This is a genomic window from Azospirillum baldaniorum, assembly GCF_003119195.2.
Lineage (GTDB): Bacteria > Pseudomonadota > Alphaproteobacteria > Azospirillales > Azospirillaceae > Azospirillum > Azospirillum baldaniorum.
On sequence record NZ_CP022253.1, the window covers coordinates 2,771,071 to 2,791,326 of the forward strand.

Genomic DNA, 20,256 nt, shown 5'->3' on the forward strand with positions numbered 1-20,256 from the left:
CGCCATTGGTCAACGGCGGCGGCGATCTCCCGCCCGATGGAAAAAACGTCAGGCTGTTAACGCTTCGGAAATTCCCCTTGCAACACCCTTGTTAGCGAAACGAACATCCAAAAGGCAGGCATAGAACCGGCACCGCGACCTCCGCCGGTTGCGAGGGAGACATTGCCGTGAACGCAGTCCAACCGCCGCCCAGCGCCCAGGACGACCACGCGGACCGGACCGGCATCGACCCCCCTTGTCACTGCGACGGCGCCGCCAAGGCGGCGGATTGCCAAGCCTCCTGCCATCTGAACGACTCGGCCTTCCGCGAGCGGGCCAAGGAAATCCTCTTCAGCGGCCGGCGCATCACCGCCGGAGCGGTGCATCTGATCGGTCTTGAGGACATCCGGGACCAGCTCGGCGACCGCTGGGAACGGGTGAAGGAGCGGGTCCACACCTACACCGCCCGCCTGCTCGAAAAGATGCTTTCCCCTCACGACGTGTGGTTCCGACACGGCGAGGCCCAATTCATCATCGTGTTCGCCCACGCGGACCTGCAGGCGGCACAGCTCATCTGCGGGCGGATCGTCGAATCCCTGCATCAGTCGCTGCTGGGGCACAGCGACACCAGCCAGATCATCGTCAAGACCGCGCTGGTGGAGATCGACGGCAGCATCGCGGTCGGCAGCGCGCGGCTGGACGAGCTGCTCAACGCCGCCAGCCAGTCGAAAGGACCGGTCGGCCAGCCGCAGGCCGAGGAGCGCCGACGCCCCTCGCTGTCCGCCTTCGCGCTCGGCAACGGCGAGCCGCCGCCGCAGCCCAAGGTGCTCTTCCGCCCGGTCTACGACGTGCGGAACAAGGTGATCTCCACCTACACCTGCCGCCCGGACCTCCTGACCTGCCGGCACATCAACCAGATCATCATGGCCGAATTCCTGCAGGAGGAGGCCATCTTCGATTACGACATGGAGGCCCTGTGCCACGCGGTCTGCACCTACAACGAGCTGTACAAGAACAATTTCCGCTACGCCCAGACCATCCCCGTGCATTTCGAAACCCTCGCCTCGGCACGGCGGCGGCGGGAGTATCTCCAGTCCTGCCGGATGATCCCAAGCTACCTGGTCCCCTTCCTGGCCTTTGAGCTGGATGGATTGCCGCAGGGGGTTCCCAGCGGCCGGCTGGCCGAGATGGTCACCCTGCTGCGCCCCTTCGGGCGCGCCACCATCGTCATCCTGCGGGAGGAGAACACCGACATCGGCACCTATGCCAGAGCCGGCGTCAAGGGTGTCGGGCTGTCCATGGACTTCCGGGACGGCGATCAGCGCTGCATCGACAAGATCAACGCCTTTTGCCCCGTCCCACGCAAACACGGCCTGTTCGCCTATCTGGACGGCATCCGGAACGTGGAACAGTTCCAGGCCGCGATCGAGGCCGGGGCGGCCTATATCGGCGGAGCGGTGGTTGGCAAGGATTCCGACGTTCCCGAACACATGCGGCGCTGCACCGAAAAGGAGATGCTGATGAGAGCCAGAGTCAAGGCACGGCGCGAGTCGGCATAGACAGGTCCGGCGTAGGCGCGTCCCTTTCCGCATAAGACGTCAGGAAGCGCCGCCTGGATGGCCTCGTTAACGCATTAGCAAGTGCGAAAGGACCATCCTATTCACACGGTCATTCCATTGATGCCCGTACCCGGTCCAGGCGGCGGTCCTGCCGTTGGGCTCGCGCTCCCCCACAACCGGGAAGGGACGCTCGGCCATGTTCATGCATCATCCCTCCGGTCTGGACGGCACCATCCCGGAACAGGATGACGGTGCCATGCCGCCCTCGCCCCCCACCCCCGGCCAATCAATCGACGAGTCCTTCAAGGAACGCGCCCGGCAGATCCTGGCGCACAGCCAGACGGTCACCGCGGGGTCCGTCCACCTGATCGGCCTCGACGAGATCCGGAATGAGCTGGGCGACCGCTGGGGAAGCGTGAACGAGCGGGTGCACGTCTACACCGAGCGCATGCTCAAGAAGGTGCTGTCGCCGCGCGACGTCTGGTTCCGCTATGGCGAGAACCACTACATCATCGTCTTCGCCCAGGCCGACCGGAAGGCGGCGCAGCTGACCTGCAGCAAGGTGATGGAAAGCCTGCACCAGGCACTGCTGGGCCACGCCGACACGCGGCGCATCACCGTCAAGACCGCGGTGGTCGATGTCGGCGGCGGGGTCGCCCTGGACACCGCGCGGCTGGCCGACCTGCTCAAGGACGCCGTCCACAAGCCGGAGGGCACCGCGGCGGCCTCCCCCCCGCCGGCGGACGGCGCGATTCCGCCGGCCATTCCGGCGGCGGAGGCACGGCGCCCGCACCGGCCCGAGATGCCGGCGGACACCATCACGCCGCAGAGCCGGCCCAAGGTGCTGTTCCGCCCGGTCTTCGACGTGAAGCACAAGGTGGTGTCGACCTACTGCTGCCGCACCGACGCCGACACCGCCCGCTATCTGAACCTGATGGACACCTTCGACCCGGAGCGCGAGGAGGCCGTCTTCGACCTCGACATGGAGACGCTGAGCCTCGCGGTCAGCACCTACAACGAGCTGTACGCCAACAAATTCCGCTACGCCCAGACCATCCCCGTCCATTTCGGCACGCTCGCTTCCAGCCGGCGGCGGCGGGAATACATCCAGGCCTGCCGGATGATCCCGCGCGTGCTGATGCCCTTCCTGGCCTTCGAGCTGGACGGGCTGCCGGCCGGCGTTCCCTATGGGCGGCTGGCGGAGATCGTGGCGATGCTGCGCCCCTTTGCCCGCGCCGCCATGGTCATCCTGCACGACGACGCGGGCGACCTGTCGGTCTACGCCACCGCCGGCGTCAAGGGGGTCGGTCTGCGGCTGGACGGGCGGGAGGACGAGCCGCACATCCTGGAGCGGGTCCAGACCTTCTGCCCCGGACCGCGCAAGTTCAGCATGTTCGCCTACGTGGACGGCGTGCGCACCCCGGTGGAGCTGGAAGCGGCGGAGGCCGCGGGCGCCGCCTATCTGAGCGGTCCCATCATCGGTGAGGATTCAGAGGTGCCGGAGCACATGAAGCGCTGCACCGAACGCCAGCTCCTCCAGCGGTCGCGGCGGCGGCGGCGCCACGACACGCCCTGGGGATGAGCGGGCGGGGCCAAGCGGGCGGGCACCCGCTGTCGGCGCGACCTTTTGTGTTCAAGCCCGCCCATCTGTGCGAAAAGACGGGGCTACCGATTGGCCTGCTAATTGGTTGACCGCCCCTCTTTTCCGGCCCTCCATGCCCCCGACCGCGCCCCGAACCGCCCTGCTCACCCGCCCCCGCATCGCCCTGCTGATCCTGCTGGCCGTCGCGCTGGCCCTGCCCACCGTCGCCGACTGGATGGGGGAACCCTTCTACGTGCGGCTGGCGACGCGCATCCTGGTCTTCGCCCTGGCGGCGGTCAGCCTGGACCTGATCCTGGGCTTCGGCGGGATGGTCAGCTTCGGCCACGCCGCCTTCGTCGGGATCGGCGGCTACGCCGTCGGCATCCTGTTCGCCCACCAGTCGGACGGATCGACGCTGTTCGGCTTTCCCGGCACGGTGAACGGGCTGATCGTCTGGCCTCTGGCCATGCTGGCCGGGGCGCTGGCGGCGCTGCCGGTGGGGGCGATCTCGCTGCGCACCACCGGCGTGCCCTTCATCATGATCACGCTGGCCTTCGCCCAGATGCTTTTCTACCTGATGACCGGGCTGAAGGCCTATGGCGGGGACGACGGCATCGCGCTGTGGAGCCGCTCCACCCTGCCCGGCCCGCTGAACATCGCCGACCACACCACCTTCTACTATGTGGTGCTCGGGCTTCTGGTCGCGGCGCTGGCGCTGGGCTGGCGGCTGGTCAACTCCCGCTTCGGGCGGGTGATCCGCGGCGCCAAGGACAACGAGCGGCGGATGGCCGCGCTCGGCTACCCGGTCACCCGCTACAAGCTCGTCGCCTTCGTCATCGCCGGGGCGCTGGCCGGGCTGGCCGGGGCGCTGCTCGCCAACGCCACAATGTTCGTCGGGCCGCAGTACCTGCATTGGAGCCGCTCCGGCGACCTGATCGTGATGGTGGTGCTGGGCGGCATCGGCACGCTGATCGGCCCGGTGCTGGGCGCCGCCGCCCTGCTGCTGCTGGAGGAGTTCGTGCCGGAGCTGATGGACCTCGCCCACGCCGGGCTTGGCGAGCATTGGAAGATCGTGCTGGGGCCGGTGCTGATCCTTCTCGTGCTGTACGCCCGCAAAGGACTGTGGGGCGTCGTCGCGGGGAGGCGCCCGTGAGCGCCCCCCTGCTGAGCACAAACGGACTGGTCAAGCGCTTCGGCGGGCTGGCCGCCACCGACGGCCTCTCGCTGTCCGTCGCGGAGGGGGAACTGCACGCCCTGATCGGCCCGAACGGGGCCGGCAAGACCACCCTGATCGGCCAGCTGTCGGGGGAGCTGACCCCCGATTCCGGAACCATCCGGTTCGACAGGCGCGACGTGACCCGCCTGCCCGTGCACAAGCGGGCGCAGCGCGGGCTGGCCCGCAGCTTCCAGATCACCTCGATCTTCCCCAGCTTCACCGCGCTCGACAACGTGGCGCTGGCGGTGCAGGCCCACGCCGGACACAGCTTCCGCTTCTGGCGCGACGCCGGGCGCGACCGGCGGCTGGCCGACCCCGCCCGCGCCGTGCTGGAGCGGGTCGGGCTGGGCGCGCGGGCCGACACCCGCGCCGACGCGCTGGCCCATGGCGAGAAGCGGCAGCTCGAACTGGCGATGGCCCTGGCCACCGGGCCGCGGCTGCTTCTGCTCGACGAGCCGATGGCCGGCATGGGGCCGGAGGACTCGGCCCGCATGGTCGAGCTTCTGCAAGAACTGAAGGGCGGCGTGACGATCCTGCTGGTGGAGCACGACATGGACGCCGTCTTCGCGCTGGCCGACCGCATCACCGTTCTGGTGCGCGGCAAGAACCTCGCCAGCGGCACCCCGGAGCAGATCCGCAACGACCCGGCGGTGCGCGAGGCCTATCTGGGCGACGAGCTGGAGGTCGCCTGATGCTGCGCGTCGCCAACCTGACCGCCGCCTACGGCTCCAGCCAGGCGCTGTTCGGCATGGAGCTGTCCGTCGATGCCGGGGAGGCGGTGACCCTGATGGGCCGCAACGGCATGGGCAAGACCACGACCATCAAGGCCATCATGGGCCTCGTGGCGCCAACCGGCGGCTCCATCGCCTTCGAGGGCGCGGAGATTGCCGGGCGCCCGCCGCACCGCATCGCGCGGGCCGGCATCGCCCTGGTGCCGGAGGGGCGGCAGGTCTTCCCCACCCTGACCGTGCGCGAGAACCTGATCGCCACCGCCGCCAACCGCTTCGCGCGGCGCGATCCCTGGACGGTGGAGCGTGTCCACGCCCTGTTCCCCCGGCTGGCCGAGCGCGCCGGCAACCTCGCCCGCAACCTGTCGGGCGGGGAGCAGCAGATGCTCGCCGTCGGCCGCGCCCTGATGACCAACCCCAAGCTGCTGATCCTCGACGAGGCGACGGAGGGGCTGGCCCCGCTGGTCCGTCAGGAGATCTGGGACTGCCTCGCCCGCCTGAAGGACGAGGGGCAGGCGATCCTGGTGGTGGACAAGAACGTGCACGCCCTCGCCGCCCTGGCCGACCGCCATCACGTCATCGAGAAGGGGCGGCTGGTGTGGTCCGGCAGTTCCGCCGCCCTGCTGGCCGATCCAACGTTGAAGGAGCGTTATCTTGGCGTCTGAAGCCCTGTTTGGCGGCATGACCGCCGCCGAGATCGACCGCCAGTACAATTTCCGCAAGCTGGTTCCGGAGCACCCGGCCTATTTCGCCCGCTGGCAGGCGGAGAGCGAGGCGGTGCGCGCCCGGCTCAATGGCCGCTACGACGTCCCCACCGGCCCGCACCCGCGCCAGCGCGCCGACGTCTTCCCCGCCGGCGAGGGCGCGCCGGTGCTGGTCTTCATCCATGGCGGCTACTGGCGGGCCCTGTCGAAGGACCTGCATTCCTTCATCGCAGCACCCTATGTGGAGCGCGGGGTGGCGGTGGTCCTGCTCGGCTACGGCCTGTGCTCCGAGGTCACGATGGACGAGTTGTGCGGCCACGCCCAGGCCGGGCTGGACTGGGTGATCGCCAACGCGGCGGGCTTCGGCGGCGATCCGCGGCGGGTGGTGGTCTCCGGCCATTCGGCGGGCGGCCATCTGACGGCGAAGCTGGTCTCCGAGAACCGCGACCGCGTGGCCGGCGGCATCCCGATCAGCGGCCTTTACGACCTGGAGCCGATGCTCGGCTTCGAGGTGAACGAGCAGCTGCGGCTCGATCCCGACTCGGCGCGGCGGCTGAGCCCGATCCACGCCGTTCCCACCCCCGCCCCGCTGCTGATGCCGGCGTTGGGCGGCCTTGAGACCGACGCGATGCACCGCCAGCAGGCCGACTACGCCCTGGCCTGGGCCGCGCAGGGCAACGCGGTGCGGGAGATCGTGGAGCCGGGCGCCGACCATTTCAGCGTGGTGGACCGCTTCGCCGAACCGGGCAGCCTGCTGTTCGAGGCGGCGCTGGCGATGCTCAAGGACCGCTGAGGGACGCCCCAGGCCGGAAACGAAAAAAGCCTTCCCGGTCGGGAAGGCTTTTCCGTTTGAGCGTTCGCTCGAATGAGAGTGGCGGATGGGGGGAGATTCGAACTCCCGATACCCTTGCGGGTATGCCGCATTTCGAGTGCGGTGCATTCAACCGCTCTGCCACCCATCCGCTGCCCCGTTTCCGGGGTGGCGCGGAACCTACCCAAAAGCCTGGGGGGATGCAAGCCCTTGTTTGCAGGAAAATGAACGGGAAAATGCCACCATGGCTGTTGACTCCCGGTGGCCCATCGGTTAAATCCCCGCTCTCACGAACGGGCTTGCACCTCAAACGGTGGGCGAGCGGCCCTTCCGTTTGTTTTGAGATAGGCAGTGACGACGATGTTTGCAGTGATCCGCACCGGCGGCAAGCAGTACAAGGTCGCCAATGGCGACGTGATCCGCGTTGAGAAGCTCGAGGCCGAGGCCGGCGCTTCCATCACGCTCAACGACGTGCTGATGGTCAGCGACGGCGGCAGCACCACCCTTGGCACCCCGACGGTTGCCGGCGCTGCTGTGACCGCCGAGATCGTCGCCCAGGATCGCGGTCCGAAGATCATCGTCTTCAAGAAGAAGCGCCGCCAGAACTACCGCCGTAAGAACGGCCACCGCCAGGACCTGACCGTCCTGCGCATCACCGGGATCAACGGCGCCGCCTGAACGGCCGCCGACCAGTCACAGGAGTAACTCCCCATGGCCCATAAAAAAGCAGGCGGCTCTTCGCGCAACGGCCGCGATTCCGCTGGCCGCCGCCTCGGCGTGAAGCGTTTCGGTGGCGAGAACGTCGTCGCCGGCAACATCATCGTCCGCCAGCGCGGCACGAAGTTCCACCCCGGTGAGAACGTCGGCATCGGCAAGGACCACACCCTGTTCGCCAAGGCGGACGGCGTGGTGGCCTTCAAGCACAGCGCCCAGGGGCGCACCTACGTCGCCATCGAGGCGGTCGAGGTCCAGGCGGTCGCGGCCGAGTAATCTCGTCCGGCCCGTACGGTGTGTTGGGATGATCGGGGGTTCGGGCAACCGGCCCCCGATTTTCTTTTTTTGATGGTGTGGTCACCGCCCCCTTCCCACGGTTGGAGGACGGTGCGCAAACGGTAGATTGGCCGGCACGGTCCCCGATGAAGTTCCTCGATCAAGCCAAGGTGTATCTGAAAAGCGGCGACGGCGGCCCCGGCGCCATCGCCTTCCGCCGCGAGAAGTTCATCGAGTATGGCGGACCGGACGGCGGCAACGGCGGCCGCGGCGGCGACGTCGTGATCGAGGTCGTGAACGGCCTCAACACGCTGATCGACTACCGCTACAAGCAGCATTTCAAGGCGCAGCGCGGCAACCACGGCATGGGCGCCAACCGCAACGGCGCCAGGGGCGAGGACGTGGTCCTGCGCGTGCCGGTCGGCACCCAGATCCTGGACGAGGATCAGGAGACCGTGCTGCTCGACCTGACGGAGCCCGGCCAGCGCGTCGTCATCCTGAAGGGCGGCGACGGCGGCTTCGGCAACGCCCATTACAAGACCCCGACCAACCGCGCCCCGCGCAAGTCGCACCCCGGCTGGCCGGGCGAGGAGCGCTGGGTCTGGCTGCGGCTGAAGCTGATCGCCGACACCGGCCTGCTCGGCCTGCCCAACGCCGGCAAGTCCACCTTCCTGGCCGCGACCACCGCGGCGCGCCCGAAGATCGCCGACTACCCCTTCACCACGCTGGCCCCCAACCTGGGCGTCGTCCGCGCGGGTGACGAGGAGTTCGTCATCGCCGACATCCCCGGCCTGATCGAAGGCGCGCACGAGGGGCACGGGCTGGGCGACCGCTTCCTCGGCCATGTGGAGCGCACCCGCGTGCTGCTCCACCTGATCGACGGCACGGCGGAGGACGTGGTCCAGTCCTACACCACCATCCGCAACGAGCTGGTCGCCTATGGCGGCAACCTCGCGGACAAGCTGGAGATCATCGGTCTGAACAAGGCCGACGCCCTGCTCGACGAAGAGGTCGCGGAGAAGAAGGCCGCGCTTGAGGCGGCGTCGGGTGCGGAGGTGATGGTTCTGTCCGGCGCCACCGGCCAGGGCGTCCAGGCGGTGCTTTACCGCTTGCTCACGCTCATCAAACAGTCCAAGGAAGAGGAGCCCGACGTCATCCAGGCTCCGGTCACGCGCTCCATCCCCCGGGCCCCGGTCGGCCGGAAGATGGACGACGAGTATGCGGGCTGGAACGAGGAGACGGGCGAGTACGACGATCTCCCCGAAGAGGCGGACGACGACTCCGACTCGGACGGGGATGACTGGGACGATGAAGGCGACGATGACGGTGACGACACCGAGCACAGCGGCAACGGCGACGACAACGCCAAAGGCTGAGACCCTCTCCCTGCTTCCCACCCTGCTCGACGCGCGGCGGCTGGTCGTCAAGATCGGCTCCGCCCTGCTCGTCGACAGCGCCACCGGCCGGATGCGCCGCGAGTGGCTGGACGCGCTGGCCGACGACGTGGCCGCCTGCCGCAAGCGCGGCCAGGAGGTGGTGATCGTCACCTCCGGCGCGGTCGCCTGCGGGCGCGAGCATCTCGGCCTCGTCGGGCGCGCCCTGCGTCTGGAGGAGAAGCAGGCCGCCGCCGCCACCGGCCAGATCCGGCTCGCCGCCGCCTACCAGGAGACGCTGGCCCGCCACGGGCTGACCGTCGCCCAGGTGCTGGTGACGCTGGAGGACACGGAGGAGCGCCGCCGCCACCTCAACGGCCGCGCCACCATCGACACGCTGCTGAAGCTGGGCGCCGTCCCGGTCATCAACGAGAACGACACGGTCGCCACGGCGGAGATCCGCTTCGGCGACAACGACCGTCTGGCCGCCCGCGTCGCCCAGATGATCAGCGCCGACACGCTGGTCCTGCTGTCGGACATCGACGGCCTCTACACCGCCGACCCGCGCAAGGACCCTGACGCCCGGCACATCCCGGTCGTCCAGGAACTGACCTCCGACATCGAGAACATGGCGGGCGAGCCGCCGCCCGGCTACAGCTCCGGCGGGATGGTGACCAAGATCGTCGCGGCGCGCGTCGCGCTGGCCGCCGGCTGCCGCATGGTCATCGCCAAGGGCAAGCGCATGAACCCGCTGGCCGCGCTGGAGCAGCGGCCCGAGCAGGGCGGCGCCCTGTGCACATGGTTCCTGCCCGCCGCCTCCCCCTCCTCCGCCCGCAAGGCGTGGATCGGCGGCAACCTGAACGCCCACGGCGCGCTGACGGTGGACGCCGGCGCCCTGTCGGCGCTTGCCCGCGGGGCCAGCCTGCTGCCCGCCGGGGTGCGCGCCGTCGAGGGCGACTTCGAGCGCGGCGACGTGGTGGTGGTCAAGGCGCCGGACGGGCGCGAGGTGGCGCGCGGCCTGACCGCCTACGCCGCCGAGGACGCCCGCCGCATCGCCGGCCGCAAGAGCCACGAGATCGAGGAGATCCTGGGCTACCGGGGCCGCGACGAGATGATCCACCGCGACGATCTGGTGGTGCGGTGAGCGTTCCGATCCTGGCCCGCCCTCCCCTCCAGGCGATCCTGTGGGACATCGACGGCACGCTGCTGGACAGCGAGCCCTGGCACCAGCGCGCCACCATCGCGGTCTGCCGGCTGCACGGCCATGCCCTGTCCGACACGGACTACGCGGCCACGCTGGGCGTCGCCTTCCCCGAGCTGTACGCCCGGCTGCACGCCGCCCGGCCCATGGCCCTGACCTTCCGGGAATGGGCGGACGCCATCACCGACCTCTATCTGGAGCGCATCGCCGAGGTGGAGGCGCGGGCCGGCGCCCTGGCTCTGGTCGACGCCTTCGCGGAGCGGGGGCTGCTGCAGGCCTGCGTGTCGAACAGCGGACGCCGCGTGGTCGAGGCCAACCTGCGCCACATGGGCAGCCCGCATTTCCTGTTCGGCCTCAGCCGCGACGACGTGAGCAAGGGCAAGCCGGACCCCGAGCCCTACCTGACCGCCGCCGCCCGCCTCGGCGTGCCGCCCGCGGCCTGCGCGGTGATCGAGGACAGCCCGACCGGCGCCCGCGCCGCCAAGGCCGCCGGCATGCTGACCATCGCCTGGCCCCAGCACGCCGACCTGCTGTTCGAGGCCGCCGACCATGTGGTGGCGGACCCGGCGGCGCTGGACTGGGACGGCCTGTGCGGTCTCGCGGAGCGCATGGCGGCGGATTGACCGCCGCCGTTCCCTAGCGCCTCAGCCCTTCACAACGAAGAAATAGACCGTCATCGCCACGCCGACGAGGATCACGAACTTGCGCAGGATCGGCGGCGGGATGTGACGGGCGACGGCGGCCCCGGCATAGCCGCCGGCCATGGCGGCGACCAGCATGATCAGCGCTTCGTTCCAATAGACCGCGCCGCCGAAGACGAAGGCCACCACCGCAACCGCGTTCAGGCAGCCGGACACCAGCGCCTTCAGCCCGTTCATCGCGTGCAAATCGGTCAGGCCGAAGACACCCAGCGTCGCCAGGATCAGGATGCCGATCCCCCCGCCGAAATAGCCGCCGTAGATGGCGATGAAGAACTGCACGATCAGCACCGTGCTGTGGCCGACCTTGAAGTTGCGGCGGATGTAGGCCGACACCTTCGGGCCGAAGGCGAACAGCACCGTCGCGAACAGCAGCAGCCACGGGATGACCGCCTCGAACACCCGCTGCGGCGTCCACAGCAGGAGCAGCGCCCCCAGCAGCCCACCGATCAGGCTGACGCCGAGGAAGGCCGGCAGGCTGACCTCCTTGATCCGCCCCAGCTCCCGCCGATAGCCGTAGGCGCTGGCCAGCGCGCCCGGCGACACTGCCACCGTGCTGGTCGCGTTGGCATTCAGCGGCGGCACGCCGGCCATGATCAGTGCCGGGAAGGTCAGGAAGCTGCCGCCACCGGCCACGGCGTTGAGCACGCCCGCGAAGAAGGCGGAGACGATCAGCAGCAGGGTCAGCATGGGGCCACGGTCCGGCGGGTGGAAAAAGCCCGCGGACTATGCCCTCTCGGCAAGGCTTACGGTACTGCGTTTTCGGCGGTGCGGTATTTCACGCACGGCCGGTGGGGTCTAGCGGGTCGGGGGAAGCGTACGCAGGTAGGCGACCAGGGCGCCCAGCTCGCCGTCGCTCATGGACTTGTAATAGTGATAGCCCATGGGCGGGCTCAGCCGGTGGCCGTCGGGACGTACACCCTCGGTGATCGCCTTGCGGATCTCCGCGTCGGTCCAGCCGCCCAGCCCATGCTCCTTGTCCTGCGTGATGTTGCGGGAGACGGCGTTGCCCCACGGCCCGGTGAAATTCCGCCCGCCGGCCCCCATGCGGGTCATGTCGAGCCGCCCGTCCGGCAGCATCGGCGTGTGGCATTCCATGCAGTGGCCGAGCGGGCCGGCCATGTACGCGCCGTACGTCACCGGGTCCGTACGCGGGATCTCCGCCACCGACCCGACCGGCGGTCCGTAGGCGGCGGGCAGCGCCATGCGGTACTCGGACTTCGGGACAGAATGCCGCACCGGCGGCACGCTGCGCAGATAGGCGACGATGGCGCGCAGGTCGCCGTCCGAAAGGCCGCGGTAGAAGCCGAAGGGCATCGGCGGCCCGATCAGGCTGCCGTCGGGACGCCTGCCTTCGCGGATGGCGGCGATCAGCTGCTCGTCGGTCCAGCGCCCGATCCCCGTCTCCGGGTCCGGTGTGATGTTGGAGGCATAGGCGGTGAAAGGCTCCTCGACGAAGGGCGTTCCGCCGGCCAGCTCCCGCCCCGCGACCGGACCGTTGGGCCCCTGCGGCGTGTGGCAGTTGCCGCAGGCGACGATGCCATTGACCAGGGCGCGCCCCCGCTCCACCGGCGATTCCGGCGGGGTCTCCGCCCCGGCGGTCGCGATCATGCCGGACAGCATCAGGCACGCGGCGACGCTGCCGCGGCGGACAAGCCGGACCATGGGGTTCTCCCTCACCGATGACGCAGAGGGCCACGCTACGCCCGCAATCGACCGCAGCCCAGACGGATTGTTGAGTACGCCGATCAGCAATTCGGCTTAGCCGCCATGGCTTTCGCGAAAGCGCGGGATGGGCTATGGTTTGCGCCCTTTTCAACCGGCCGATGCCGCTTGGCGAACGCCACTGGAGTGAGACCGATGTCCGCCCTGCTTGAGACCACCGACGCCTTGCACGATCAGATGCTCGCCCTCGGCCGCGCCGCCCGCGCCGCCGCGGCGGAGCTGGCGACCGTGCCAAGCCCGTCGAAGGATCAGGCATTGCGAGCCGCTGCCGCCGCGATCCGCGCCCGCAAGGCGGAGATCCAGGCGGCCAACGACGCGGACGTCGCCGCCGCCAAGGACCGCGGCCTCGCCGGCCCCATGATCGAACGCCTCGCCCTCAACGACGCCCGCATCGAGGCGATGGCCAAGGGGCTGGAGGACATCGCCGACTTCCCCGATCCCATCGGCGGCGTCATCGCCGAATGGACCCGCCCCAACGGGCTGGCCATCCAGCGCGTGCGCGTGCCGCTGGGGGTCATCGGCATCATCTACGAGAGCCGCCCCAACGTCACCGCCGACGCCGGCGGCCTCTGCCTGAAGTCGGGCAACGCGGCGATCCTGCGCGGCGGGTCGGAGAGCATCCGCTCGTCCCACGCCATCGCCGCTTGCCTGGCCGACGGGCTGCGCGCCGCCGGGCTGCCGGAGGCGGCGATCCAGCTCGTCCCGACCACCGACCGGGCGGCGGTCGGCCACATGCTGACCATGCGCGACTTCATCGACGTGATCGTCCCGCGCGGCGGCAAGTCGCTGATCCAGCGCATCGCCGAGGAGAGCCGCATCCCGGTCATCAAGCATCTGGACGGCAACAACACCGTCTATGTCGACGCCGGGGCCGACCCGGAGAAGGCGCGCAAGGTGGTGATGAACGCCAAGATGCGCCGCACTTCCATCTGTGGCGCCGCCGAAACCCTGCTGGTCGACCGCAAGATCGCCGACGCCATGCTGCCGGTGCTGGTGAAGGACCTGCTCGACGCCGGCTGCGCCGTCCGCGGCGACGCCGCCGCCCAGGCCGTCGATCCGCGCGTGACCGCGGTGACGGCGGAGGACTGGGACACCGAGTTTCTCGACGCCATCATCGCCTGCGGCGTGGTGGACGGGGTGGACGGCGCGATCGACCACATCAACCGCCACGGCTCCCACCACACCGACGCCATCGTGACCGAGGACCCGGCGGCGGCGGAGCGCTTCCTGCAGCGCATCGACAGCGGCATCGTGCTGTGGAACGCCAGCACCCAGTTCGCCGACGGCGGCGAGTTCGGCATGGGCGCGGAGATTGGCATCTCAACCGACAAGTTCCACGCCCGCGGCCCGGTCGGGGCGGAGCAGCTGACCAGCTACAAGTATGTCGTGCGCGGCGATGGTCAGACGCGGCCGTGAGGTTTACGGCCCTGGAGCTTACGTCTGCCCCCTCCCCGACCCTCCCCCGCCTTCGGCGAGGGAGGGGGATTGATCCCCTCCCCTGCGAAGCGGGGGAGGGTTAGGGAGGGGGCAAGCATGGCGACACCCCCCCACCGCTACGGCGGCCCGCTCCACGCCGGCCTGCGCGTCGGGCTGCTCGGCGGCTCCTTCAACCCGGCCCACGCCGGGCACCGGCACATCAGCCTGTACGCGCTGAAGGCGCTGGGGCTCGATCAGGTGTGGTGGCTGGTCAGCCCGCAGAACCCGCTCAAGCCGGTGCGGGGCATGGCGCCGCTCGCCGAGCGGCTGGAGGAGGCCCGGCGCACCGCCCGCCATCCGGCCATCCGGGTCACCGCCATCGAGCGGGAGCTTGGCACCCGCTACACCGCCGACACGCTGGCCAAGCTGACGCTCCGCTTCCCCAAAACGCGCTTCGTCTGGCTGATGGGGGCGGACAATCTTCGGCAAATCCCCCGCTGGCGGCACTGGACGCGCATCTTCCGGCTGGTGCCGGTTGCAGTTCTCGCTCGTCCAACTTATTCTATAGGGGCGCTTGGTGGCATAGCCGCTCAGCGCTATGCCCGTCGCCGGGTGAGCATGCACAAGGCCAAGGGGTTGGCCGGTTCGAAAACACCGGCCTGGATTTTCCTCCGCAACCCGCTGCATCCGGCTTCGGCGACGGCGATCCGCCGGGCACGCGCCAGCGGGTCGTGACCCTGTATCGCGAGGTAGGTACCATCAACACGTTCATCGAACCGGCCGCGCCCGTTGTGCGGCCCGCGCCCGTTCCCGTTCCCCAGCCGGACGAACTGAAGGCGCTCGTCGAGAAGTCCCTGGACGACGATCAGGCCGAAGACGTCGTCGTCATCGACCTTGCCGGCAAGACCAGCATCGCCGACTACATGATCGTGGCGTCGGGCCGCAACACCCGGCACATCGCCGCCATGGCCATGAAGCTGGCCGACCGCATGAAGCAGGCCGGCCTGCGCGGCGTCGAGGTCGAGGGCCTGAACCAGTGCGACTGGGTTCTGGTCGACGCCGGGGACGTCATCATCCACCTGTTCCGCCCGGAAGTCCGGACCTTCTACAACATCGAGAAGATGTGGGGTCTGGAGACGCCGCGGCCCTCCGCAGAGCGCATGAGCGCCTGACGGCCGAGCCTTCAGGACGGGTGAGGAACGGGAGTCGGACCGATGCGTCTGTGGCTTGCCGCGGTTGGGCGGTCACGGACCGGTCCGGCGCGCGACCTCTATGACGAGTATGCCGGCCGCCTGTCCTGGCCGCTGACTCTGCGCGAGGTCGAGGTGAAGAAACGCCTCGCCTCCGACGAGTTGAAGCGGCAGGAGGCGGAGCTGCTTCTGGCCGCCATCCCCGCCGGGGCCATCGTCGTGGCCCTGGACGAGCGCGGCAAGACCATCACCAGCGAAGCCTTCGCCGCCAAGATCGGCGGCTGGCGGGACCAGGGCGCGGGCGACATCGCCTTCCTCATCGGCGGGGCGGACGGCCACGGCGACGCCGTGCGGGCGCGCGCCGATTTTCTTTTGGCCTTGGGCGCCATGACATGGCCGCATATGCTGGTGCGAGGCATGTTGGCGGAGCAAATCTACCGTGCCCAGCAAATTCTGGCCGGACACCCCTATCACCGTGCATGACTCCCATTGCGCGGCTGCGAGGGCGTGCCATTTTCTGATCCGGCCCAAGGCGATGCGCGCATAAAAAGGCATTAGCCATAAAAGAAGCGGCATCAGACAGTTCGACCGAGACCCGCAACCCGACCGTGACAGGCGTATGAGGAGCGTGATGACCGAGACCAATCGTCCCCGACCCGTAGTGCTGTGCATCCTGGATGGCTGGGGCTACCGCGAGGAGCGCGAGGACAACGCCATCGCGCAGGGCAACACGCCCAACTGGGACCGGCTGTGGTCGTCGGAGCCCCGCGCCTTCCTGGAGGCCAGCGAGGAGGAGGTCGGGCTGCCCAAGGGCCAGATGGGCAACTCCGAGGTCGGTCACATGAATCTGGGCGCCGGCCGCGTCGTCCGCCAGGATCTGGTGATGATCGACCACGCCATCGTCGAGGGCGAGCTGGAGCGCAACGCCGCGCTGAACCACCTCGCCAAGACGCTGCTGGCCTCGGGCGGGCGCTGCCACATCCTGGGCCTGCTGTCGCCGGGCGGCGTCCATTCGCACCAGGACCACATCGCGGCGCTGGCCGGCGTGCTGGCCCATGAGGGCGTCCCGGTCGAGATCCACGCCTTCACCGACGGCCGCGACGTGCCGCCGCAGAGCGCCAAGGACCAGATGGCCGAGTTCATGGCCGACGTGCACGCCCTGCCCGGCGTCAACGTCGCCACGGTCAGCGGGCGCTACTACGCCATGGACCGCGACAAGCGCTGGGACCGCGTCGCCAAGGCCTACGCCACCCTGGTGAGCGCCCAGGGCGAGACGGCCGCCGACCCGATCCAGGCCATCGAGCAGAGCTATGCCGCCGGCACCCACGACGAGTTCATCCTGCCGACCGTCATCGACGGCTACACCGGCATGAAGGACGGCGACGCCATCCTGATGGCGAACTTCCGCGCCGACCGCGCCCGCGAGATCCTGGCCGCCTTCGTCGACCCGGCCTTCGACGGGTTCGAGCGCGCCTCGGTCCCGAAGCTGGCCGCCGCCGTCGGCATGGTCGAGTACTCGTCCACGCTCGCCAAGCTGATGACGACCATCTTTCCGCCGAAATCCTTGACCAAGGTGCTGGGCGAAGTGGTCAGCGAGGCCGGATTGACCCAGTTGCGCATCGCCGAGACGGAAAAGTACCCGCACGTCACCTTCTTCTTCAACGGTGGCGAGGAGCGCGTGTACCCCGGCGAGGACCGCATCCTGGTGCCGTCGCCGAAGGTCGCGACCTACGATCTCCAGCCGGAGATGTCCGCCGCCGAGGTGACCGACAAGGTCGTCGCCGCCGTGGACAGCGGGAAATACGATCTGGTGGTCATCAACTACGCCAACCCCGACATGGTCGGCCACAGCGGCATCCTGTCCGCCGCCATCAAGGCGGTCGAGGCGGTGGACGTCAGCCTGGGCCGGCTGGAGGCCGCCGTGCGCGCCCAGGGCGGCGTGATGCTGGTCACCGCCGACCACGGCAACTGCGAGCTGATGAAGGACCCGCAAACCAACGGCCCGCACACCGCCCACACGCTGGACAAGGTGCCGCTGGTGCTGGTGAACGGCCCCGCCGGGGTGTCGGCGATCCGCAGCGGGCGTCTGGCCGACATCGCCCCGACGCTGCTCGATCTGATGAAGCTGCCGCAGCCGGCGGAGATGACCGGCAAGAGCCTGATCGACCGCGCCAGCGCGCGGGCCGCCGCGGAATAAGGCGAAACAGGGCATGGGCGCAGGGCGCGATCATCCGGCGGGTGTTGCTCTGCTCCCCCTCCCCGTCTCCCGTCCGCAAGGCGCCGGGCGGAGACGGGCGTTTTCCTGGCGGCCGGCCCTGCTGACCGCCACCCTTCTCGTCCTCTCCACCGCCGCCGCGGCGCAGACCGAGTCCCCCGGCCAGACGCTGAAGCGGGTGGAGCAGGATCTCCAGACCGACAAGGCCCTGCAACGGCAGCTCGACCGCCAGTCCCAGACGCTCCAGAAGGAATTGGACGAGCTGCGCGACCGGCTGGTCGGTCTGGCCGATCAGGAACGGGCGCAGGAGGACGAACTCGCCCATCTCGAAGAGTCCCTGACCGCGCTGGAGACGCAGGAGCGCAACCAGGCCGAAAAGCTGGAGGGCGAGCGGCAGCAGATCGCCGCCCTGCTCGCCGCCCTGCAGCGCGTCGCCCGCATCCCTCCGGAAGCGGCGCTGGCCCGCCCGGACGGGCCGGTGGACACGCTGCGCTCCGCCCTGCTGTTGCGCGACACGGTGCCGGCCCTGCGCGCCCGCGCCGACGCGCTGGCCCAGGCGCTGACCCGGCTGGCCGAGACGCGCGAGACGCTGCAGGCCCAGCGCAGCCGCACCTACGCCGCCCGCCTCACCCTGATCGACCGTCAGAAGGAGATCGGCCAGCTCGTCGCCCGGCGCGAGGAACTGTCGCGCCAGACCGAGGAGGAGCGCCAGCAGGTCGCCCAGCGCACCGCCCGGCTGACCGGTCAGGCCGCCGACCTGCGCCAGCTGATGGACCGCATCGAGGCCGAACGCCGCGCCGCCGCCGCCATGGCGGCCAAGCGCGAGGCCGAGCGGCTGGAGGCGGAGCGCCGCGAAGCCGAACGCCGGCTCGCCGAGCAGCGGGCCGCGGAGCAGAGACTGGCCGAGCAGAAGCTGGCCGAGCAGAAGCTGGCGGAACAGAAAGCGGCGGAGCAGCGGACCGCCGAACAGAAACTCGCGGACCAGCGGGCCAGCGAACAACGGACCAAGGCCGAGGCGGAAACCGCCCGCGCCGCGCCCAGCCCGCCCGCCGGGGAACGCCTGCCGGTGGGCGGCCGGGTGACCGTCCGCTACGGCGAGGCCGACCGCTACGGCGCGACCAGCCGGGGCGTCACCATCCAGGCCCGCGCCGGCTCGACGGTGGTGTCACCGCAGGCCGGAACGATCGTCTTCGCCGGGCCGTTCCGCGGCTATGGCCAAATCTTGATCGTGGAACACAGCCACGGATATCATAGTCTCATCGCTGGATTTGGCCGCATCGACACTGCCGTCGGACGGCGCGTGGCCACGGGGGAACCCATCGGCCTGATGCCCGCCGACGGGTCACCCGATCTTTACTTCGAGCTACGACGTCACGGACAGCCGATCAATCCACAGCGCGGTTTCGGCGCCCCGGAGGGGAAAGGACAAGGGTAGATGAGGATAGTCAAGCGTGCCGCCACCGCCGCGGCCCTGGTGTTTCTGGGGGCCGGCGTCGCCACCGTCACCGCGCAGGTGAACAGCACCGGCAACAGTTCCGAGACCTACCGCCAGCTCAACCTGTTCGGCGACGTGTTCGAGCGCGTGCGCGCCGAGTATGTCGAGTCGACGACGGACGAGCAGCTGATCGAGTCCGCCATCAACGGAATGCTCACCTCGCTCGACCCGCATTCCAGCTATCTGAACCGCAAGAGCTTCCAGGACATGCAGGTTCAGACCCGCGGCGAGTTCGGCGGGCTGGGCATCGAGGTGACGATGGAGAACGGCCTGATCAAGGTCGTGTCCCCCATCGACGAGACGCCGGCCTTCCGCGCCGGCCTGCAGCCGGGCGACCTGATCATCCAGCTCAACGGCGAGGCCGTGATGGGCCTGTCGCTGAACGAGGCGGTGGAGAAGATGCGCGGCCCGGTGGGCAGCGACATCAAGGTCACCGTGCGCCGCGGCGAGGCCGGCGAGCCGTTCGAGGTGACGCTGACCCGCGCCGTCATCAAGGTGCAGTCGGTCCGCTACCGCACCGAAGGCGACATCGGCTACGTCCGCATCACCAGCTTCAACGAGCAGACGCAGCAGGGGCTGGAGAAGGCCATCGCCTCGATCCAGCAGCAGCTCGGCGACAAGCTGAAGGGCTACGTCCTCGACCTGCGCAACAACCCCGGCGGCCTGCTCGACCAGGCGGTCTCGGTCTCCGACACCTTCCTGGAGAAGGGGGAGATCGTCTCCACCCGCGGCCGCAAGGCCGAGGAGGGCACGCGCTACAACGCCAAGCCCGGCGACCTCGCCAAGGGCCTGCCGATCGTGGTGCTGGTCAACGGCGGCTCGGCCTCGGCCTCGGAGATCGTCGCCGGCGCGCTGCAGGACCACAAGCGGGCGCTCGTCCTCGGCACCCAGTCCTTCGGCAAGGGCTCGGTCCAGACGATCATCCCGCTGCCCGGCCACGGCGCCATGCGCCTGACCACGGCGCGCTACTACACGCCGTCGGGCAAGTCGATCCAGGCGCTGGGCATCACCCCGGACATCGAGGTGCACCCGGCCCGCGTCGAGGAGACCGACCAGGGTCTGATCCGCCGCCGCGAGAGCGACCTGCGCGGCGCGCTGCGCAACCCGGACGCCCCCCGCCCGGCCACCACCCAGCCGGCCCCGGCGCCGGGCGCCAGCAACGCCCCGGCTCCCGGAGCCGCTCCGGGCGCGGCCCCCGGTGCAACGCCGGGTGCGGCGCCGGCTCCGGCCAACGGCAACGCCCCGGCGGCGCCGGGCGCGGAGAATGGGGAGGGCGCGCCCAACCAGCCGCCCTTCGACTACCAGCTGGCCCGCGCGCTCGACCTGCTGCGGGGCGTCGCCCTGTTCCAGGCCCGCGCGCACTGAGGGGAGTGA

Annotated in this window: 20 protein-coding genes and 1 tRNA gene; 18 read left to right on the plus strand and 3 right to left on the minus strand. The window is 69.7% G+C overall.

Going from position 1 to position 20,256, the window contains the following annotated elements; genetic code table 11:
- The first annotated feature begins 167 nt into the window (after window positions 1–167).
- From Sp245p_RS13070 to Sp245p_RS13095, 6 genes are all read left to right on the plus strand, one after another.
- The gene (locus tag Sp245p_RS13070) at window positions 168–1,538 is read left to right on the plus strand and encodes a nucleotidyl cyclase domain-containing protein (protein WP_014239467.1); all 1,371 of its coding nucleotides are present in this window, start codon (window positions 168–170) and stop codon (window positions 1,536–1,538) included.
- A 196-nt stretch (window positions 1,539–1,734) separates the two neighbouring features.
- The gene (locus tag Sp245p_RS13075; RefSeq protein WP_014239465.1) at window positions 1,735–3,120 is read left to right on the plus strand and encodes a nucleotidyl cyclase domain-containing protein; all 1,386 of its coding nucleotides are present in this window, start codon (window positions 1,735–1,737) and stop codon (window positions 3,118–3,120) included.
- A gap of 133 nt (window positions 3,121–3,253) precedes the next feature.
- On the plus strand, window positions 3,254–4,273 hold the full coding sequence (locus Sp245p_RS13080) for a branched-chain amino acid ABC transporter permease (RefSeq protein ID WP_014239463.1): 1,020 nt from the start codon (window positions 3,254–3,256) through the stop codon (window positions 4,271–4,273).
- Window positions 4,270–5,028, plus strand: coding sequence for an ABC transporter ATP-binding protein (locus Sp245p_RS13085; protein ID WP_041810901.1), 759 nt, complete (start codon window positions 4,270–4,272; stop codon window positions 5,026–5,028). Before Sp245p_RS13080 ends, Sp245p_RS13085 begins: the two co-directional genes overlap by 4 nt.
- Complete coding sequence (locus Sp245p_RS13090) at window positions 5,028–5,729, plus strand: ABC transporter ATP-binding protein (protein ID WP_014239461.1); 702 nt, start codon at window positions 5,028–5,030, stop codon at window positions 5,727–5,729. The genes Sp245p_RS13085 and Sp245p_RS13090 overlap by 1 nt, the downstream gene beginning before the upstream one ends.
- Window positions 5,719–6,561 carry an alpha/beta hydrolase gene (locus Sp245p_RS13095; RefSeq protein ID WP_129557172.1) on the plus strand — a complete coding sequence of 281 codons (843 nt, stop codon included), beginning with the start codon at window positions 5,719–5,721 and terminating at the stop codon, window positions 6,559–6,561. Before Sp245p_RS13090 ends, Sp245p_RS13095 begins: the two co-directional genes overlap by 11 nt.
- A gap of 79 nt (window positions 6,562–6,640) precedes the next feature.
- Here Sp245p_RS13095 and Sp245p_RS13100 read toward each other — a convergent pair.
- A tRNA-Ser gene (locus Sp245p_RS13100) sits at window positions 6,641–6,730 on the minus strand.
- A 209-nt stretch (window positions 6,731–6,939) separates the two neighbouring features.
- Here Sp245p_RS13100 and rplU point away from each other — a divergent pair.
- The 5 genes from rplU to Sp245p_RS13125 all read left to right on the plus strand — a co-directional run bounded on the left by rplU (window position 6,940) and on the right by Sp245p_RS13125 (window position 10,766).
- On the plus strand, window positions 6,940–7,257 hold the full coding sequence (gene rplU, locus Sp245p_RS13105) for a 50S ribosomal protein L21 (RefSeq protein WP_014239459.1): 318 nt from the start codon (window positions 6,940–6,942) through the stop codon (window positions 7,255–7,257).
- Between the two features lie 33 nt (window positions 7,258–7,290).
- Window positions 7,291–7,569 (plus strand): 50S ribosomal protein L27, encoded by a 279-nt coding sequence (gene rpmA, locus Sp245p_RS13110; RefSeq protein WP_014239458.1) that lies wholly within the window; start codon window positions 7,291–7,293, stop codon window positions 7,567–7,569.
- Window positions 7,570–7,715: 146 nt separating this feature from the next.
- Window positions 7,716–8,945, plus strand: a complete 1,230-nt coding sequence (gene obgE, locus Sp245p_RS13115) for a GTPase ObgE (protein WP_014239457.1) — start codon at window positions 7,716–7,718, stop codon at window positions 8,943–8,945.
- Window positions 8,878–10,086, plus strand: a complete 1,209-nt coding sequence (gene proB / locus Sp245p_RS13120) for a glutamate 5-kinase (RefSeq protein WP_014239456.1) — start codon at window positions 8,878–8,880, stop codon at window positions 10,084–10,086. Before obgE ends, proB begins: the two co-directional genes overlap by 68 nt.
- Window positions 10,083–10,766 (plus strand): HAD family hydrolase, encoded by a 684-nt coding sequence (locus Sp245p_RS13125; protein ID WP_014239455.1) that lies wholly within the window; start codon window positions 10,083–10,085, stop codon window positions 10,764–10,766. The genes proB and Sp245p_RS13125 overlap by 4 nt, the downstream gene beginning before the upstream one ends.
- 21 nt (window positions 10,767–10,787) lie before the next feature.
- Here the strand turns inward: Sp245p_RS13125 and Sp245p_RS13130 are convergent, their stop codons facing one another.
- Together Sp245p_RS13130 and Sp245p_RS13135 are read right to left on the minus strand one after the other, a co-directional pair.
- Complete coding sequence (locus tag Sp245p_RS13130; RefSeq protein WP_014239454.1) at window positions 10,788–11,531, minus strand: sulfite exporter TauE/SafE family protein; 744 nt, start codon at window positions 11,529–11,531, stop codon at window positions 10,788–10,790.
- Between the two features lie 108 nt (window positions 11,532–11,639).
- The gene (locus Sp245p_RS13135) at window positions 11,640–12,506 is read right to left on the minus strand and encodes a c-type cytochrome (RefSeq protein ID WP_014239453.1); all 867 of its coding nucleotides are present in this window, start codon (window positions 12,504–12,506) and stop codon (window positions 11,640–11,642) included.
- Between the two features lie 195 nt (window positions 12,507–12,701).
- Here Sp245p_RS13135 and Sp245p_RS13140 point away from each other — a divergent pair, with 195 nt between their 5' ends.
- The 7 genes from Sp245p_RS13140 (at window position 12,702) to Sp245p_RS13170 (ending at window position 20,247) form a co-directional block, all read left to right on the plus strand.
- Window positions 12,702–13,982, plus strand: a complete 1,281-nt coding sequence (locus Sp245p_RS13140) for a glutamate-5-semialdehyde dehydrogenase (protein ID WP_014239452.1) — start codon at window positions 12,702–12,704, stop codon at window positions 13,980–13,982.
- 117 nt (window positions 13,983–14,099) lie between these two features.
- Window positions 14,100–14,717 carry a nicotinate-nucleotide adenylyltransferase gene (locus Sp245p_RS13145; RefSeq protein WP_014239451.1) on the plus strand — a complete coding sequence of 206 codons (618 nt, stop codon included), beginning with the start codon at window positions 14,100–14,102 and terminating at the stop codon, window positions 14,715–14,717.
- Window positions 14,714–15,154, plus strand: a complete 441-nt coding sequence (gene rsfS / locus Sp245p_RS13150; protein ID WP_014239450.1) for a ribosome silencing factor — start codon at window positions 14,714–14,716, stop codon at window positions 15,152–15,154. The genes Sp245p_RS13145 and rsfS overlap by 4 nt, the downstream gene beginning before the upstream one ends.
- A 42-nt stretch (window positions 15,155–15,196) precedes the next feature.
- Entirely contained in the window at window positions 15,197–15,655 is a 459-nt protein-coding gene (gene rlmH / locus Sp245p_RS13155; protein WP_014239449.1) for a 23S rRNA (pseudouridine(1915)-N(3))-methyltransferase RlmH, read from the plus strand.
- Between the two features lie 148 nt (window positions 15,656–15,803).
- Window positions 15,804–17,369, plus strand: coding sequence for a 2,3-bisphosphoglycerate-independent phosphoglycerate mutase (gene gpmI / locus Sp245p_RS13160; protein ID WP_041810899.1), 1,566 nt, complete (start codon window positions 15,804–15,806; stop codon window positions 17,367–17,369).
- 13 nt (window positions 17,370–17,382) lie between these two features.
- Window positions 17,383–18,822, plus strand: coding sequence for a murein hydrolase activator EnvC family protein (locus Sp245p_RS13165; RefSeq protein WP_109138543.1), 1,440 nt, complete (start codon window positions 17,383–17,385; stop codon window positions 18,820–18,822).
- On the plus strand, window positions 18,823–20,247 hold the full coding sequence (locus Sp245p_RS13170) for a S41 family peptidase (RefSeq protein WP_014239446.1): 1,425 nt from the start codon (window positions 18,823–18,825) through the stop codon (window positions 20,245–20,247).
- Window positions 20,248–20,256 lie beyond the last annotated feature (9 nt).